Origin of the sequence: Piscinibacter lacus, from assembly GCF_016735685.1 — a bacterium.
Classification (GTDB): Bacteria; Pseudomonadota; Gammaproteobacteria; order Burkholderiales; family Burkholderiaceae_C; genus Aquariibacter; species Aquariibacter lacus.
Window position 1 is genome coordinate 432,946 of sequence record NZ_JAERRA010000001.1, and the last position, 15,876, is coordinate 448,821.

12 protein-coding genes are annotated in these 15,876 nt (G+C 74.2%); 9 read left to right on the forward strand and 3 right to left on the reverse strand.

Translation table 11 applies throughout. The annotated features are described in order from the left end of the window. Positions 1-102 precede the first annotated feature (102 nt). From argS to JI742_RS02050, 4 genes are read left to right on the forward strand one after another with little or no spacing between them, the layout of a single operon-like run. Complete coding sequence (gene argS, locus JI742_RS02035; RefSeq protein WP_201823541.1) at positions 103-1,812, forward strand: arginine--tRNA ligase; 1,710 nt, start codon at positions 103-105, stop codon at positions 1,810-1,812. A gap of 31 nt (positions 1,813-1,843) precedes the next feature. After that, entirely contained in the window at positions 1,844-2,473 is a 630-nt protein-coding gene (locus JI742_RS02040; RefSeq protein ID WP_201823543.1) for an SPOR domain-containing protein, read from the forward strand. A gap of 52 nt (positions 2,474-2,525) precedes the next feature. Continuing rightward, positions 2,526-3,233 (forward strand): thiol:disulfide interchange protein DsbA/DsbL, encoded by a 708-nt coding sequence (locus JI742_RS02045; RefSeq protein ID WP_236676741.1) that lies wholly within the window; start codon positions 2,526-2,528, stop codon positions 3,231-3,233. A gap of 11 nt (positions 3,234-3,244) precedes the next feature. After that, complete coding sequence (locus JI742_RS02050) at positions 3,245-4,333, forward strand: UbiA family prenyltransferase (RefSeq protein WP_201823546.1); 1,089 nt, start codon at positions 3,245-3,247, stop codon at positions 4,331-4,333. A gap of 10 nt (positions 4,334-4,343) precedes the next feature. On the opposite strand, the gene JI742_RS02055 is transcribed toward JI742_RS02050, so the two are convergent. Genes JI742_RS02055 through JI742_RS02065 form a run of 3 tightly spaced genes read right to left on the reverse strand, consistent with a single transcriptional unit; the run spans position 4,344 to position 7,828 of the window. Continuing rightward, entirely contained in the window at positions 4,344-5,360 is a 1,017-nt protein-coding gene (locus JI742_RS02055) for a glycosyltransferase family 2 protein (protein ID WP_201823549.1), read from the reverse strand. Next, positions 5,357-6,829, reverse strand: coding sequence for an FAD-dependent oxidoreductase (locus JI742_RS02060; protein ID WP_201823552.1), 1,473 nt, complete (start codon positions 6,827-6,829; stop codon positions 5,357-5,359). Before JI742_RS02060 ends, JI742_RS02055 begins: the two co-directional genes overlap by 4 nt. Positions 6,830-6,838: 9 nt before the next feature. Then, positions 6,839-7,828 (reverse strand): NAD-dependent epimerase/dehydratase family protein, encoded by a 990-nt coding sequence (locus JI742_RS02065; protein ID WP_350309655.1) that lies wholly within the window; start codon positions 7,826-7,828, stop codon positions 6,839-6,841. Positions 7,829-8,105: 277 nt separating this feature from the next. Between JI742_RS02065 and JI742_RS02070 the strand changes: the two genes are divergently transcribed. From JI742_RS02070 to JI742_RS02090, 5 genes are read left to right on the forward strand one after another with little or no spacing between them, the layout of a single operon-like run. Beyond that, entirely contained in the window at positions 8,106-8,654 is a 549-nt protein-coding gene (locus tag JI742_RS02070) for a hypothetical protein (protein ID WP_201823557.1), read from the forward strand. Continuing rightward, the gene (locus tag JI742_RS02075) at positions 8,651-11,593 is read left to right on the forward strand and encodes a glycosyltransferase (protein WP_201823559.1); all 2,943 of its coding nucleotides are present in this window, start codon (positions 8,651-8,653) and stop codon (positions 11,591-11,593) included. The genes JI742_RS02070 and JI742_RS02075 overlap by 4 nt, the downstream gene beginning before the upstream one ends. Continuing rightward, on the forward strand, positions 11,593-13,224 hold the full coding sequence (locus tag JI742_RS02080; RefSeq protein ID WP_201823561.1) for a hypothetical protein: 1,632 nt from the start codon (positions 11,593-11,595) through the stop codon (positions 13,222-13,224). Before JI742_RS02075 ends, JI742_RS02080 begins: the two co-directional genes overlap by 1 nt. After that, positions 13,221-14,654, forward strand: a complete 1,434-nt coding sequence (locus JI742_RS02085) for a glycosyltransferase family 4 protein (RefSeq protein ID WP_201823564.1) — start codon at positions 13,221-13,223, stop codon at positions 14,652-14,654. The genes JI742_RS02080 and JI742_RS02085 overlap by 4 nt, the downstream gene beginning before the upstream one ends. After that, positions 14,651-15,862, forward strand: a complete 1,212-nt coding sequence (locus JI742_RS02090) for a glycosyltransferase family 4 protein (protein WP_201823566.1) — start codon at positions 14,651-14,653, stop codon at positions 15,860-15,862. The genes JI742_RS02085 and JI742_RS02090 overlap by 4 nt, the downstream gene beginning before the upstream one ends. The last annotated feature ends 14 nt before the right edge of the window (positions 15,863-15,876 follow it).

Here is a 15,876-nt window from a genome sequence, read left to right on the forward strand (position 1 = left end):
CCGGCGCGGCGGCGGTCGGCCGATCAGGGGGCGGACCGCCGCCCTGTCCCCCGCCCGCCCGGCCCGGCCGCTGCAGCAGGGGGGGGCACCTAGAATCTTGAGATGACCCGCATCCAACAGGCGCTCGACCAGGCCCTGGCCGCCGCCCTCGACCATGTGTCCCCCGGCCACGGCCTGAGCCCCGCTTTCGAAAAGCCCAAGCAGGCCGCCCATGGCGACTTGGCCGTGACGGTGGCCATGCAGCTCGCCCGTCCGCTCAAGAAGAACCCGCGCGAGCTGGCCACCGCCCTGGTCGAAGCGCTGCAAGCCCAGCCGGCCGTGGCCGAATGGGTCGAGGCGCTGGAGATCGCCGGCCCCGGCTTCATCAACCTGCGGCTCAAGGCCGCTGCGCGCCAGGCCGTGGTCGGCGAGGTGCTGGCCGCCGGCCAGGCCTTCGGCTGCGCCCCGGCCGGGGCGGGCCGCGTGCTGGTCGAGTTCGTCTCGGCCAACCCCACCGGCCCGCTGCATGTGGGCCACGGCCGCCAGGCCGCACTGGGCGATGCGCTGTGCAATCTGTACGCCAGCCAGGGCTGGCAGGTGCAGCGCGAGTTCTATTACAACGACGCGGGCGTGCAGATCGCGACGCTGGCGATCTCCACCCAGGCCCGCATCCAGGGCCTGAAGCCCGGCGACGCCGACTGGCCGGAGAACGCCTACAACGGCGACTACATCGCCGACATCGCCGCCGACTTCCTCGCGAAGAAGACCGTCACCGCCGACGACCGCGCCTTCACCGCCAGCGGCGACCCGGCCGACCTGGACGGCATCCGCCAGTTCGCCGTGGCCTACCTGCGCCATGAGCAGGACCTGGACCTGCAGGCCTTCGGCGTGCGCTTCGACCACTACTTCCTCGAATCCAGCCTCTACAGCGGCGGCAAGGTCGAGGCGACGGTGCAGCGCCTGATCGAGGCCGGCAAGACCTACGAGCAGGACGGCGCGCTCTGGCTGCGCTCGACCGACTACGGCGACGACAAGGACCGGGTGATGCGCAAGTCCGGCACCGAGGCCCTGCCGCCCGGCGCCAGCCCCTACACCTACTTCGTGCCCGACGTGGCCTACCACCTGGAGAAGTGGGGCCGCGGCTTCGACAAGGCCGTCAACATCCAGGGCAGCGACCACCACGGCACCATCGCCCGCGTCCGCGCCGGCCTGCAGGCGGCCGGCGCCGGCATCCCGCCGGGCTGGCCCGATTACGTGCTGCACAAGATGGTCACCGTGATGAAGGGCGGCGAGGAGGTCAAGATCTCCAAGCGCGCCGGCAGCTACGTGACCCTGCGCGACCTCATCGACTGGACCAGCCGCGATGCGGTGCGCTTCTTCCTGATCAGCCGCAAGGCCGACACCGAGTTCGTCTTCGACGTCGACCTGGCCCTGCAGGCCAATGACGAGAACCCGGTCTTCTACGTGCAGTACGCGCATGCCCGCTTGCATTCGGTGCTGCGGCAGTGGGTCGAGCAGACCGGCGGCGCGCTGGCCGAGCTGCCCCAGGCCGAGCTGGCCCCGCTGACCGCGCCGACCGAGCAGATCCTGCTGGGCAAGCTGGCCGACTTCCCCGTCATGCTGGCCGGCGCCGCCCGCGACCTGGCGCCGCATGATGTGGCCTTTTACTTGCGCGACCTGGCCGGCGCCTTCCACAGCTATTACGCGGCCGAGCGCTTCCTCACCGAGGACCCGGCCCTGACCCGCGCCCGCATCGCCCTGCTGGCCGCCACCGCGCAGGTGCTGCGCAATGGCCTGGCCGTGCTCGGCGTCTCGGCGCCGGAGAAGATGTGAGCCTGCGACCCCATCCCGGAACCCCGACCCGATGAACCGCTCCCCCGCCCCCCGCCGCGCCGCCGGCCCGGCCCGTCGCCAGCGCGGCGGCTTCCTGCTCGGCTTCATCGTCGGCGGCGTGCTGGGCGTGCTGGTCGCGCTGGCTGTTGCGCTCTACGTCAACAAGGTGCCCATCCCCTTCGTCGACAAGGTGCCGCACCGCAGCGCGCAGCAGGACGCGGCCGAGGCCGAGCGCAACCGCAACTGGGATCCGAACGGCCCGCTTTCGGGCAAGCCCGCAGTGCGGCCCCCGGGCGCGGCAAGCCCCGGCCCGGGCGTCGGGCTCGCGCCGTCGACGAGCCCGGCGGCTGCCCCGCCGGCCGCTCCGGCGCAGGCTGCCGCCTCGGCCCCGCCGGCCGTCGCGGCCGACACCGGCCCGGTCCAGTTCTTCGTGCAGGTCGGCGCCTTCGCCAAGCCCGAGGACGCCGAGCAGCAGCGCGCCAAGCTGGCCATCCTTGGCTACGAAGCCCGCGTCAGTGCGCGCGACCAGGCGGGCCGCACCATGCACCGCGTGCGCCTGGGCCCCTTCGACCGGCGCGCCGACGCCGAGATCCGCCGTGACGGACTGGCCGAGCAGGGCTTCGAGGCGGCGCTGGTCCGCGTCCAGCCCGCCTCGCCCTGAACTTCGCCGCACCGGCCCGCTCTACCGCCAGACCTTCCCGAGGATGTTTTCGATGAGCCTGCGCCCGACCCCCGATTCCGCTCCCCTGGCCGCCGAGCGGCCCGACTTGCAGCGCCGCCAGCTTGCGGCCGGCGGCGCGATGGCCCTGGCGGCCCTCGGCCTGGGCCTGGGCGGCCCCGAGGCCCGGGCCCAGGGCGGGCCGGTCGAAGGCCGCGACTACGTGCGTCTGCCGCAGCGCCAGCCCACCAGCGACCCGGCCCGCATCGAGGTCGTCGAGTTCTTCTGGTACGGCTGCCCGCACTGCTACCACTTCGAGGCCCCGCTGGAGGCCTGGCTGAAGAAGCTGCCGGCCGACGTGAGCTTCCGCCGCGCGCCGGTGGCCTTCCGCGAAGTGCCCTTCGTCACACACCAGAAGCTGTTCTACGCGCTGGAGGCCCTGGGGCAGCTCGACGCCCTGCACGGCAAGATCTTCGCGGCCATGCATGTGCAGCGCAATCCGCTGGCGACGCCCGACGTCATCTTCGACTTCGTCGCCAAGAACGGTGTCGACCGCGCCAAGTTCATCGAGGCCTTCAACTCCTTCGGCGTGGCCGGCAAGGCCCGCCAGGCCGCCGCCCTGTCGGCCGGCTACCGCATCGACGGCACGCCCGCCCTGGGCGTGAACGGCCAGTTCTACACCTCGGGCTCCATGGCCGGCACGCACGAGCGCGCGCTGGCCATCGCCGACTGGCTGATCGGGCAGAGCCGCAAGCGCGGCTGAGAGCCCCGGACATGACACAGCCCGTGCGGCAACTGGCCCCGGCGCTGGTCAAGTCCGATCTCTGGTGGACGGACAAGGGCGCGCCGATCCTCGGCCTGATCTACCTGCTGCTGGCGCTGGACCCTGCGCGCCCCGGGTTGCTCCTGACCCTGCCGGCGCTGCTGCTGTTCTTGACGGCTTTCGCCGGCATCGCCGGCTTTGGCTATGTCGTCAACGACCTGTTCGACCTGCGGGCCGATGCCCTGGCCGGCAAGCGCAACACCATGGCCGGCCGCTCGCCCTGGGCCCGCGCCGGCCTGGTGCTGGGGCTGGGCCTGCTCGGCTTCCTGCCCTGGGCGCTGTGGCCCGGCCCGCCTCAGCATGCCCTGGGCATGCTGCTGCTTCAGACGGCTTTGCTGATCGCCTATGCCGCGCCGCCGCTGCGGCTCAAGGAGCGCCATGTCGCCGGCCCGGTCTGCGATGCGCTCTATGCCTTCACGGTGCCGCTGCTCATCACCCTTGCGGCCTGGCTGCCGCTCGGCGGCCCGCCGCAGGCGCTGCTTCTGCCGCTGCTGGCGACCCTGCTCGTCGGTGCCCTGGCCAACGGCCTGCGCGGCATCCTGCTGCACCAGATCCGCGATGCCGACAACGACCGCCGGGCCGGCCTGCGGACTTTTGCCACCACCGTCGGCGTCGAGGCCGTCTGGCGCGTGCTCGCGCGGGTCGTGCTGCCGCTCGATGCCCTGGCCTGTGCGCTCAGCCTGCTGCTGATGGCCTGGGCGCTGCCGGTCTTCGCCCTGATCGTGCTGCTGACCTTTGCGCTGCGCGCCTTCAAGTGGGTCTACCTGCGCGACGAGCCCCTGGACCTGCGCGCCCTGCTGCTGAGCCCGCGCACGCCCGAGCAGCAAGTGGATTTCTGGGGCCGCCAGGTGCTCAATGACCTGCGCACCGTCGTCTTCCCGGTGGCCTTGCTGTTCGCGCTGGTCGGCCACAGCCCGGCGCATCTGCCGCTGCTGATCCTGCACCAGGTGCTGTTCCGGCCGCTGGATTTCGCGGCCCTGCGCCGCGACCTGCGCTGGACGCCGACCGGCCTGAGCAAGCTCTTCGGCCGGCACCGCTGAGCGCGGCGTCTCAGGCCCGGCGGCTGCGACCCAGGCCGCGTTCGCACCAGGCCCAGGCGTAGCTCAGCCCGCTGTAGACATAGACCACTTGGTGAAAGGCCAGCGCGGCCGCTGCGAAGGCCGGCCCGCGACGCCGGGCCAGGAAGGCCGCGAAGCGCGCATTGGCCGCCCAGGCCAGGCCGGCCAGGCCCAGGCTGGGCCAGGCGCTGCCGCCCGGCAGCAGGGCCAGCGGCAGCGACAGCAGCAGGGCGCCGGCCAGCAAGGCTGCGCGCTGCTCGGAGGGCCGCACATTCAGTTCGTCGGCCGGCGCCTCGCCGGCCAGGATCAGGCGCGACCAGGGCAGCGCCCGGCGCCGGATGTCGACCGCCACCATCTGCCGCAGCGGCCAGCGCTTGAGGTGGCTGCAGCGCATCTGCGGATCCAGCAGCATGCGGTGGCCGGCGCGGTGCAGGCGGTGGCCGAGTTCGATGTCTTCGATCGAGGGCGCGCCGAAGCGTCGGGCGTCGAAGCCGCCGACCGCCAGGAAGGCGCTGCGCCGGATCGCGCCACAGCCGGCCCAGAAGCTGGTCGAGGGGCCGCCGCTGGTCTGGTGCTGGTGGTGGTGCAGCAGGTTCTTGTACTGCGAGAAGAAGCCGGGGTCTGGCGGCGCGTCGCAGTAGGAGCCGAAGACCCCGTCCCAGCCGCCTTCGCCCAGGGCCAGACGCAGGCGCGCGCAGGCGCCCTCGTGCACGACCACGTCCGAGTCGACGAACCACAGCACTTCGCCGCGCGCCTCGGCCGCGGCCACATTGCGCGCGGCGGCCGGGCCGAGGCCGCGCCCGCCCGAGGCCAGCACCCGCACGCCCATCGCGCGCGCCAGTGCGGCGGTGCCGTCGGGCGAGCCATCGTCGACCAGCAGGATCTCCATCACCTCACCGGTAGCCTGCAGGGCCAGCAGCGGCGGCAGCACCTTGGGCAGATGGGCCTCGGCCTGGTAGGCCGGCATCACGACCGAGACGGTCGGGCCACCCCCCGCGGGCCGGCTCACGGGCGGGCCGCCGACTGGCCGAGCTGGAAGCGGTCGCGCCCCGGCTCTTCGCCGGGGCGGACGATCTCCTGGTAGCTCGGCTCGGTGTTGACCGCCAGATGGTCCAGCCGGGCGCCCAGCAGGCGCTGCGCGAGCAGCAGGCCCATCTCGACCGAGTGGTCCGCGTTGTTGTAGCGGAAGGTGCCCGAGCGGCCGAGGATGTGCAGGCCGGGCAGGGTGTCCAGGTGCGCACGGATCGTCGCGATGCGCTCGGCATAGCCGAGGTCGTAGACCGGGTAGGCATGGGTGGTCCGCACGATGACGGCGTCGATCACGTCCCCGGCCTCGATCAGGTGCAGGCGCTCGACCAGGTCGCGCACGCAGCGTTCACGCAGGGCCGCGTCATCCAGCGTCCAGATTGCATCGCCACGGCTGCAGAAGCACTCCAGCACCAGCGAGGTGGTGCCGGCATCGGGCACCATGGCCGGGCTCCAGTTCTTCGGCTCATGCAGGCGGCCGAAGATCACCGACTCGTCCTGCACATAGACCCAGGTGTCGGTCGAGACCTGGGGGCGCTTGAGGATCAGGTTGACCGTGATCAGGTCGCGGAAGACCAGGCCGCGTGCGGCCTCGACCACCGGCGCCGGACAGGCTGGATCCAGCATGCCGACCAGCGCGCCGAGCGGCACCGTCGACAGCACCGCGCTGCCGCGCAGCACCTCGGTCTGGCCGTCGCGTTCGCAGACGACCTCCAGGTCCTCCGGCCCGTGCCAGCGCACGCTGCGCACCCGGGTCGACAGCCGCAGCTCGCCGCCGCGGGCGACGATGTCCTCGGCCATGCGCTCGGGCAGGCGGGCGTAGCCGGTGGCCGGGTAGTAGAAGCGGTCGATCAGGCTGGTGACCGGCTCGCGCTGCAGCCGCAGGGCGTCCTTCAGCAGCGTCCACAGCGACAGGCCCTTGCTGCGCTGCGACACCCAGTCGGCCGAAAGCTGCTCGCAGGGCCGGCCCCAGACCTTCTCGCTGTAGCGGCGGAAGAACATCTCGTAGAGCCGTGAACCGAATTGCGCGACATAGGCCTGGCGCATGTTCTTCGGCGGCTCGGCAGCCAGGGCCTGCACCAGGCCGGCGTAGACGCAGCGCAGCCCGGCGTCGAGCATGATCCGCGGCCCGAGCTTGCGCAGCAGGTCGCCGACCTCGATCGGGTACTGGAAATAGCGGCCCTCGAAGTGCACGCGGCTGATGCGATCCACCGGCACCAGCTCGGGCCCGAGCAGGCGGTGGAACCAGGCGTCGAGGTCGGCGTTCTTCGTGAACCAGCGGTGTCCGCCCAGGTCGAAGCGGTAGCCCCGGTGCTCGAGGGTGCGGCACAGGCCGCCGACGCGCGGCGCGGCCTCGACCAGACTGACCGCCCGGCCATTACGGTTGAGTTCATGGGCCGCGGCCAGGCCGGCGGCGCCGGCGCCGAGCACGATCACGGGCAGCTTCGACATGCTCATCGCTCAGCGCGCCGCGACCGCGATGCGGCCTGCCTCCCGTTCGCGGAAGGCCTCGACCAGCGCCCCCAGGCCCTCGCGCAGCATGACCTTCGGCGTCCAGCCAAGCAGTCGCTGCGCGCGGCGGAAGTCGCCGCAGAAATGCGCGACATCGAAGACACGCGACGGCGCCTCGACCACCGCATTGCCTTGCCCGCCCAGCTCGATGGCCAGGGCCGCGAGCTGTCCCAGCGTCGTCGCCTGACCGGTCACGAAGTGGATCGGCGGGTGGGCGATGGCCGGGTCGGCCACCAACTGCTCGATCAGCGCGACGAGGCCGGCCACGCTGTCGCTCAGGTGGTTGAAATCGAAGGTGTTGTCGCTGCCGTCCACGCGCAGCGGTTGGCCGGTGACGGCGCCGCGGGCGAAGGCCGGGATCACGCGGTCCGCATGGTCGACCGTCGAGCCGTAGACATTGGAGAAGCGGACGATCTGCGTGTGCAGGCCGCGTTCGCGGGCCGCCATCACCCGGCGCTCGCCTTCGACCTTGGTCCGGCCGTAGATGTTGACCGGCTTCAGCGGCGCATCCTCGCCCGTCGGCCGGCCGTCGGTGTGGCCGTAGACCTCTCGGCTGCTGGCGAAGACCAGCCAGGGCCGGTGCGGCTGCTCGACCATCTGGTCGAGCAGCGAGACCAGCGCATCGACATTGGTCGTCTGGCAGCGCTCCGGCTCGCGCTCGCCGTCGATCACCCGCGAGACCGCCGCTAGGTGAACCACGCCATCGACGCCCTGCAGGGCGTCCCGCATCCGCGCGGGGTTGCGGGTGTCGCCGTGCTCGGCGCCTTCGCCACGGATATCGATGCCGACGGTTTCATGACCCAGCCGCCGGAGTTCCACCCCGGTCGCGCTGCCGATCAATCCCCGGGATCCGGTAATGAGTATTCGTTGGCGCGGGCCAGGGCCGCGCGGTGTGTGAGGAGCGGCGCGCGACATGGGCTCGTTCAACCTTTGAAACATAGATTGCCTGTCCGATGGATTGACGGAAGGCAAGAAAAACGGAGCGAAATGGGACCACAGCGGAGCCTCTGTGCAATCCCCATGCGGGGAACTAGAGTACACCCGTTTTAGGGAATCTGGGTTCTCACCAGCGTCCGGGCAGGCATGCTGAGCGGGCCTGAGTCGTGGCTGCCCAGCCCGTCCCGCAGGCTTTCCCCCGCTGCGCGGGCAGCGTCCCCCTCGCCCTTTTTTCGCAATGCCTCTGCACCGCGCGTTCCCGAGCCTGTTCCTGCCTGCCGTGCTGACCCTCGCGCTGCCCGCAGCGGGCCAGGCCACGCCGTCCGGGCAGGGTCAGCCCTGCGCGGACCCGCGCTGGCAGCTTGTCGAGCCGGCTGCGGCGCGGCTGGGGCCCGGTCGCGAACAGGCCGGGCATCTGCGGATCGAGCCGGCCGAGGCCGCGGTCCGGCTTGCCTACCGCGGCCTGGTGATCGGCCGCAACAAGGACCTGCTGCTGGCCTTGCGCCTGCGCGCCGACACCCCGCGCACGGTGGAGATTGCCCTGGTCGAGGACGCCCCGTCCGGCCGCAATCTCGGCCTGCGCGAAACGCTCAGCCTCGGGCCGGCCTGGCGCGATGTGGTGCGGATCCTCGTGCCGCACACCTCGGCCCGGCCTGCCCGCCTGCTGCTGAACCTGGGCGGATCGACTGCGGCGATCGAGATCGACACCCTGCTCGTGCGCCGCCGTGCCAGCTCTCGGGTCGAGCCGGTGCTGCCGCCCTTCACCGGCCCGGCGGCGCCCTGCGCCGCGCCTGTCGCTGCGCCTGCCGCCGCGCCCAAGGCCTCATGAAGCACCTCTTCCTTTGCCGCGAATACCCGCCCGCCCCCTATTTGCCGGGCGGCATCGGCAGCTATGTGCGGCAGATCTGCGAAGCCCTGGCCGAGGCCGGCGAGACCGTGCACGTCATCGGCCAGCGCTGGCCCGGCGCAGCCCGGCTGCGCGAGCTGCGCCACGGCGGACGCCTGGTGATCCACCGCGTCGCGCTCGACGACCCCATGCCGGCCGGCCGGCCCCTCGGCCCCCGGCCGCCACCCGGCGCAGTGCAGGCGGCGATGCTGCGCTCGGCCTTTCCCTCGCAGGTCTTCGCCTGGCAGGCCGCCCTGCTGGCCGAGCAGCTCGTCGAGGACGAGGGGATCGAGGTGATCGAGGCCCAGGAGTGGGAGGCCCCGCTGGCCAGCTTCCAGATGCGGCGTGCCGCCGGCCTGGGCCCGGCGCAGCGGCCACCCTGCATCGTCCACCTGCATTCCTCGACCGAGTCGATCTTCCGCGCCAATGGCTGGGATGCGGGGGTGGCCGACCACGATCCGGCTGTCGCGCTGGAGGCCTACAGCATCCGCCAGGCCGACGCCCTGCTCGCGCCCAGCCGCTTCATGGCCGACGAGGTCGAGGCCCGCCACGGCCTGCCGGCCTGCCGCGTCACCGTCATTCCCTACCCGCTGGGCCCTGGCGAGCCGCTGCGGCGCACGCCCGAGGCCTGGGCCCGGCCCGAGGTGCTGCACGTCGGCCGGCTCGAAGGCCGCAAGGGCGTGCACGAATGGGCCGCCGCCGTCGGCCGGGTGGCGGCCGGGCAGCCGGCCCTGCGTGCGGCCTTTGCCGGCGGCGACACGCCGCTGCAGGCCACCGGCGACGGCTCGGTCCAGCGCGCGATGCAGGCCGCCCTGCCGGCCGCGCTCGGCGCCAGCCTGGTCTTCCACGGCAACCTCGACCGGCCGGCCCTGCAGGCCCTGCGCGCGCGCTGCGGCCTGGGCGTCGTGCCCTCGCGCTGGGAGAACTTTCCCTACAGCTGCATGGAAGCCATGGCCAGCGGCCTGCCGGTGCTGGTCTCGCCGACCGGCGGCATGCGGGAGATGGTGGTCGACGGCGAATCCGGCTGGATCGCGGCCGACGGCCAGCCTGCCGGCCTGGCCGAGGCCCTGCGTCGCGCGCTCGCCAGCTCGCCCGCGCAGCGCCGCGCCATGGGCGAGGCCGCCGCCGCGCGCATCCGCCAGCTCTGCGATCCCGCGGCCATCGTGGCCCGGCAACTGGCCTTCCGCCGGGCCGTGGTCGCGGCGGCGGGCGAAACGCGGCCCGCGCCGGCCGCCGCGGCGGTGTCCGTCCCGCCGGTCCTCTGCCTGAAGCCGGGCGCCCGGCTGCGTCCGCAGGCCCTGGCTGCGGCGGCCGCCTGCTTCGAGGCCGATCCCGACCTCGGCTGCCTGGTCGGCTGGGCCCTGGCGGCCGATGGCCGCATCGTGCTGCCCGCCAGCCTGGCGGCGCCGCATCGTGCCGAGGGCGGCGCGCCCCTGCCCGCCCTGCTGCTGCGCGCCGGCGGCCCGCTCGCGGACACCTCACCCGTGCTGGACGAGGCCCTGGCCGGCCGCCTCGACACCTGGCTGGCCGCTGGCGGTCGCGCCGCCGTGTTGCCGGACGTGCTGGCCGAGCTCGACGGCCCCAGCCCCGAGGCCCCGGTCCGCCGGCCCCGCTCGGCCATGGCCCTGGGCGTCCAGCGCCCGCATCGCCCGCTGCTGTCCTGGCTGGCGGACTGCACGCCCGGCCACCGCGCGCTGCTGCTGCGCCATGGCCTGGCCGGCCTGCGCCGCCGCCTGCGGGCTTTCGGTGCCGCCGCACCCGCCGCACCCGCCGCGCCCGCCGCCCCGGCGCCCGCCGCGCCGCGTGATGCGGCCGGCTCGGCCCCGGCGTCCTGGCTGCCCGGCCGGGTGTCGGTGCTGGTCGCGGCCTACAACGCGGCGGCCACGCTCGACGCCACCCTGGCCAGCGCACTGGCGCAGACCCATGCCGACCTCGAAGTCCTCGTCGTCGACGATGGCTCGACCGACGACACCGCCGCCCTGGCGGCGGCCTGGGCCGCCCGCGATCCGCGGCTGCGGCTGATCCGCCAGCCCAACCGCGGCGTGGCCGCGGCGCGCAACCGCGCCTTGCGTGAGGCCCGCGGCGAGTTCATCGCCCCGCTCGATGCTGACGACCTCTGGGCGCCCGCCAAGCTCGAACGCCTGGTCGCGCGGCTGCGCGCCGCGCCGGCCGCCGGCCTGGCCTACAGCGGCTGGGTCGTCATCGACCCGGCGGGCCGGCCGCTCGACCGCTCGCCGCGCTGGACGGTCAGCGGCCGGGCGCTGAGCCAGCTCACCCAGGTGAACTTTGCCGGCTGCGCAAGCGTGCCGGTGTTCCGCCATGACGCCCTGCGGGCGGCGCCCGGCCCGCTTGGCTACGACCCGCGGCTGCGCGACCTGGCGGCCCAGGGCTGCGAGGACTGGGACCTGCTGCTGCGCGTCGCCGAGGGCCATGAGGTCGTGGCCGATCCGGCGCTGCTGGTGGCCTACCGGCGGCATGCGCAGTCGATGTCGGCCTCTTGCGCGGCCATGTGGCGCTCGGGCTGCCGCGTGCTCGACGAGCTGGCCGCCCGCCAGCCCGGCCTGCCGGCCCGGGTGCTGCGCGAGGGCCGGGGCCAGTTCGCGCTGCACCTGGCCGGCGTGGCCTTCTGGTCGGGCCGCAAGCCGGAGGCCATCGCCTGGATGCTGCGCGCCCGCGCACCGGCCACCCTGCTGGCCCTGCTGCCGTCCCTGCTGCGCCTGCTGCTGGCCCGGCCCGGGCAGAAGCCGCCGCAGCATGCCGTCGACCTGCCCTGCAACGCCGAAGGCGCCTACGCCGAGGCGGCGCTGCCCGAGCCGCGCCTGCCCTATGCCCGCATCTGGCAGCGCCGCTGGCAGGCCCGGGCGGCGGCGCGGGGCGCCTGATGCAGGCCCCGTCGCCCTGGGCGCCCCCCCGTCTGCTGGGCGCGCTGCCCGCGCAGTTGCTGGGCCTGGCGGCGGCCTTCGCCCTGCTGCTGGTCCTGGGCTGGGACAACGACGGCCTCTGGTTCGATCCGGATTCGGCCCGCCATGCGCTCTCGGGCCTCTATGTGGCCGACCTGCTGCGCGAGGGCCTGGGCGATCCGCTGGGCTTCACGCTCGGCTACTTCCAGCGCTATCCGGCCATCACCCCCGGCGCCTATCCGCCGCTGTTCTACCTGCTCGAAGGCCTGGGCTTTCTGCTGCTGCCGGCCGGACCGGGCTGGCCGCGCGCCCTGGTGCTGGGCTTCGTGCTGATGCTGGCGGCCTACACCCTGGCCTGGGCGCGGCGATGGATCGCGCCGGCCGCGGGCTGGGCTGCCGTGCTGCTGCTGTTGCTGCAGGGCACGCAGGTCCAGGCCACTGCCGTGCTGCTGAACCTGCCGGCCCTGGCCCTGGGCTGGGGTGCGCTCTACCACCTGCGGCGCCGCCAGGAAGGCGGCGGCCGCGGCCAGGTCCTGGCCTTCCTCGGCCTGGCGGCCGCCAGCCTGCTGACGCATTACGCCGCCGTGTTGCTGCTGCCGGTGGCGCTGGCCCTGGCCCTGGGCGGACGCGACCGGCGCATCGGCCGCACCGTGCTGCCGATGCTGCTGGCCGGCGGCCTGCTGCTGCTCGGCATCCACGCCCTGCTGCCGGGCTGGCTGCCGCGCTTCCTGCCCTCGGCCGACAGCCTGGCCCAGGCCCTGCCCCAGACCTACGACGCGCTGCGGCGGCTCGTCGGCCTGCCGATGCTGCTTGTGGCCGTGCTCGGCCTGCTGCTGGCGGCGCGCGATCCGCGCTGGCGCAGCGAGGCCGGCCGCCTCGCCCTGCTGCTGGCCGTGACGGTCGTGGTCATGTTGCCGCTGCCGGCGCGCGACCTGCGCTACATGCTGATGGTGCTGCCGCTGCTGAGCCTGGCCGCCGTGCTCGGGCCGCTGGCCTGGGCCGCGGCGCCGCAGCGCAGCCGCCTGGCCCGCGGGCTGGCCGTCCTGGCCTTGCCGGCGGCCGTGCTGCTGACGCAGGGGGTGCAGCCCTTCAACCTGACCCGCGTGGCCGGCTTCGAGCGGGTCACCGCCCATCTGGCGCAGGTCGGGCCCGAGGACACGGTGCTCTATGCCGGCGGCTACCGCTCGACGATGACCTTCTACCTGCGGGTCGGCGATCCTGGCTGGCAGCGGCGGCTGATCGCTGGCGAGCATTTCCTGAACCGCACCACCGCCGTCCGCGGTTTCCTGCGCATCACCGAGCCTGTGGCCGACGATGCCGAGGGCCTGCTGCAGTACCTGCGCAGCCACTGCGGCTGCCGCTGGATCGCGGTCGAGGTGCGTGACGAGGGCGACCTCACGCCGGCCGAGCGCCTCTTGCGCAGCGTGCTGCTGAAGCCGCCCTTCGAGCCTGTGGCGCGCTTCCCCATCGATTCGCCCTTCTCGCCGCGCGTCGACCTCTACCGCAACACCGAGCCCATCGTGCCGGCTGCGCCGCAGCCGCTGCGCTTCCCCTTCTTCACCGACCGCAGCTTCCCGGCGGTGCCGCCGATCCGCCACCGCGACCCGCCATGACTGCCCGCCTGGCCCAGCGCCTTCGCGCCCGCCTGCCCGGCCTGGCCGCAGGCGTGCTGCGGCTGCTGCATGCCGTCCAGCTCGCCCGGCTGGCGCGCGATGCCGCGCAGGCCCGTCGCGTGGCGGCGCGGCAGGGCCGGCCGCCGGCCCCGCGCGTGGCGGTGGCGGCCTGCTGGCACTTTCCGGTCTATTCCCAGACCTTCGTCCAGCAGGAGGCGGCGGCCCTGGCCGCCTCGGGCGTCGAGCTGCGGGTCTTCCACCAGGCCACCGGCCCGCGGGCCGACCTGGCCCATCCCTGCCGCATCCTCTGGGGCCGGCGCTGGCGCCTGCGGCTGGATCGCGCCACCGGCGCGCTCGACCTGGCGCAGTTCGAACGCGAGGCCCCTGCCGCCGTGCAGCGCCTGCTCGATCGCCTGGCCGCCGCCACCGGCCTGGCGCCGGCCGACCTGCGCGCCAACGAGCGCGTGCTGCAGGCCTTCAGCTTCGCGCGGGCCATGCGCGCCTGGCAGGCCGACTACCTGCACAGCTACTTCTTCTACGAGCAGTCGCTCTTCGTCTGGGTGGCTTCGCAACTGCTCGGCCTGCCGCGCGGCGTGAGCTGCTATGCCGACCACCTGCTGCGGGACGATCCGCTCAAGGCCGTTGCGCTGCAACTGGGCGACAGCGCGGTCGTCGTCGCGACCAGCCGCCGCATCGCCGGCGAGCTGCTCGCCCTGCACGGCGGGCCGCTGCCCGGCCTGCTGGTCAAGCCCAATGCGATCGACACCCGCAGCTTCCCGCCGCGGCCGCCGGCCGGGCCGGCCCGGCCGGCGGCCGCGACGCCGCTGCGGCTGCTGAGCATCAGCCGGCTCGACCCGAAGAAGGGCCTGGAGCATCTGATCGAGGCCGTGCAGCGCCTGCATGCCCAGGGCCTGCCGCTGCGCCTGCACCTGGCCGGCGAGGCCGACCGCAGCCAGCCCGAGGCCCGGGCCTACGAACAGGCGCTGCGCGCCCAGGCCGGGCTGCTGCTTGCCGCCGGCGTGCTGCGCTTCCTCGGCCGCTGCGACAGCCACCGGGTGCGTGCCGAGCTGCGGGCGGCCGACATCTTTCTTGCGCCCTCCGTCGAGCTGCCCGGGGGCGACAAGGACGGCATCCCGACCGCCGTGCTGGAAGCCATGGCCGCCGGCTGCGCGATCGTCGCGACCCGGGCCGGTTCGCTGGACGAGGTTCTGGCCGACGGCCGCGACGGCCTGCTCGTGCCTCAGCGCGACCCCGCCGCCCTGGCCGCGGCGATCGCGGCGCTGGCGGCCGATCCGGCGCGAGCGCGGGCGCTGGGCGAGGCGGCGGCCGCGCGGGCGCGGGCGGCCTTCGACATCGCCGTCTGCGAAGCGCCCTTCCATGCCGCGGTGCGCGCAGCGCTGCAAGCGCAGGCCGGACGGGCCCGGGCATGAGGATCGCCCTGCTTTCCTACGAGTACCCGCCGGAGACCGGCTTCGGCGGCATCGGCAGCTACACCTGGCACCACGCCCGGGGCCTGGCCGCGCTCGGCCACGAGGTGCATGTGCTGGCCGGCGCCCGCCAGCCCCAGCCCTTCAGCAGCCGGATGGAGGGGCCGGTTCATGTGCACCGCCACTGGGCCGGCGGCCCGGCCATGGCGCTGGCCGCGCTGCCCGGTCGCCTGGGCTGCTGGTGGACCCGCCAGCGCCTGCAGAACGCCTGGAGCATGGCCCGGGGCCTGGACACGCTGCGGCGCCGGCACCGCATCGACCTGGTCGAGGCGCCCGAGTGCGGGGCCGAGGGCGCCGCCCTCGCGCAGGGGCGCGGTGCGCCGCCGCTGCTGGTGCGCCTGCATTCGCCGGCCCAGTTGATCATGCCCTTCTATGCGGTGCGCGCCGCCGACCGCTGGGCCTGTGCGCGCCTGGAGCGTCGCGGCCTGCAGCGGGCGGCGGCGCTCAGCGCCTGCTCGCAGTTCGTGGCCGAGGCCGGCAGCGCCGCCCTTGCCCTGCCGTCCCGGCCCGAGGTCATCACCAACGGCCTGGATCTGGACTGGTTCGATGCCTGCGAGGACGACGGCGCCGTGCTGCGCCGCCTGGCGCTGCCCGAGGACCGCCCGGTCGTGCTCTTCACCGGCCGCCTGGAGCGCCGCAAGGGGGTGGCCCTGCTCGGCGAGATCGCGGCCCGCCTGCTGGCCCGGCATGAGGTGAGCCTGGTGCTGGCCGGCGACAATCTCTTCGGCCACCTTGCGCGCGACATCCGGCCGGCGCTGGCCGGCCGGCGCCTGCGCGGCAGCCTGCATGCCGTCGGCCACCGGCCGATCGGCGAGATCCGCGCGCTGGTGCGGCGCTGCAGCGCCTTCCTGCTGCCCAGCCTGTGGGAGAACTGCCCCTATGCCGCCCTGGAGGCGCAGGCCGCCGGCCGGCCGGTGGTGGCCGCCCGCCAGGGCGGCATGCCGGAGCTGATCACGCACGGCGTGGACGGCCTGCTGGCCGCGCCCGGCGATGCCGCCGATTTCGCGGCGGCGCTGGACACGGTGCTCGGCGATCCCGCCCAGGCCGCAGCCCTGGGCCGGGCGGCGCGCCGGGCCGTCGAGCAGCGCCACCGCCATGTGCACACCGCCGCGCTGGCGCTGCGGCAGTACGAGCGCGTGCTCGGCGCCTGAGCCACCGCGGGCCC

Bases quoted from the DNA above. Each gene is read 5' to 3' on its own strand.
- argS (WP_201823541.1), top strand. From the start codon at position 103: ATGACCCGCATCCAACAGGCGCTCGACCAGGCCCTGGCCGCCGCCCTC.
- JI742_RS02040 (WP_201823543.1), top strand. From the start codon at position 1,844: ATGAACCGCTCCCCCGCCCCCCGCCGCGCCGCCGGCCCGGCCCGTCGC.
- JI742_RS02045 (WP_236676741.1), top strand. From the start codon at position 2,526: ATGAGCCTGCGCCCGACCCCCGATTCCGCTCCCCTGGCCGCCGAGCGG.
- JI742_RS02050 (WP_201823546.1), top strand. From the start codon at position 3,245: ATGACACAGCCCGTGCGGCAACTGGCCCCGGCGCTGGTCAAGTCCGAT.
- JI742_RS02060 (WP_201823552.1), bottom strand. From the start codon at position 6,829: ATGTCGAAGCTGCCCGTGATCGTGCTCGGCGCCGGCGCCGCCGGCCTG.
- JI742_RS02065 (WP_350309655.1), bottom strand. From the start codon at position 7,828: ATGTTTCAAAGGTTGAACGAGCCCATGTCGCGCGCCGCTCCTCACACA.
- JI742_RS02075 (WP_201823559.1), top strand. From the start codon at position 8,651: ATGAAGCACCTCTTCCTTTGCCGCGAATACCCGCCCGCCCCCTATTTG.
- JI742_RS02080 (WP_201823561.1), top strand. From the start codon at position 11,593: ATGCAGGCCCCGTCGCCCTGGGCGCCCCCCCGTCTGCTGGGCGCGCTG.
- JI742_RS02085 (WP_201823564.1), top strand. From the start codon at position 13,221: ATGACTGCCCGCCTGGCCCAGCGCCTTCGCGCCCGCCTGCCCGGCCTG.
- JI742_RS02090 (WP_201823566.1), top strand. From the start codon at position 14,651: ATGAGGATCGCCCTGCTTTCCTACGAGTACCCGCCGGAGACCGGCTTC.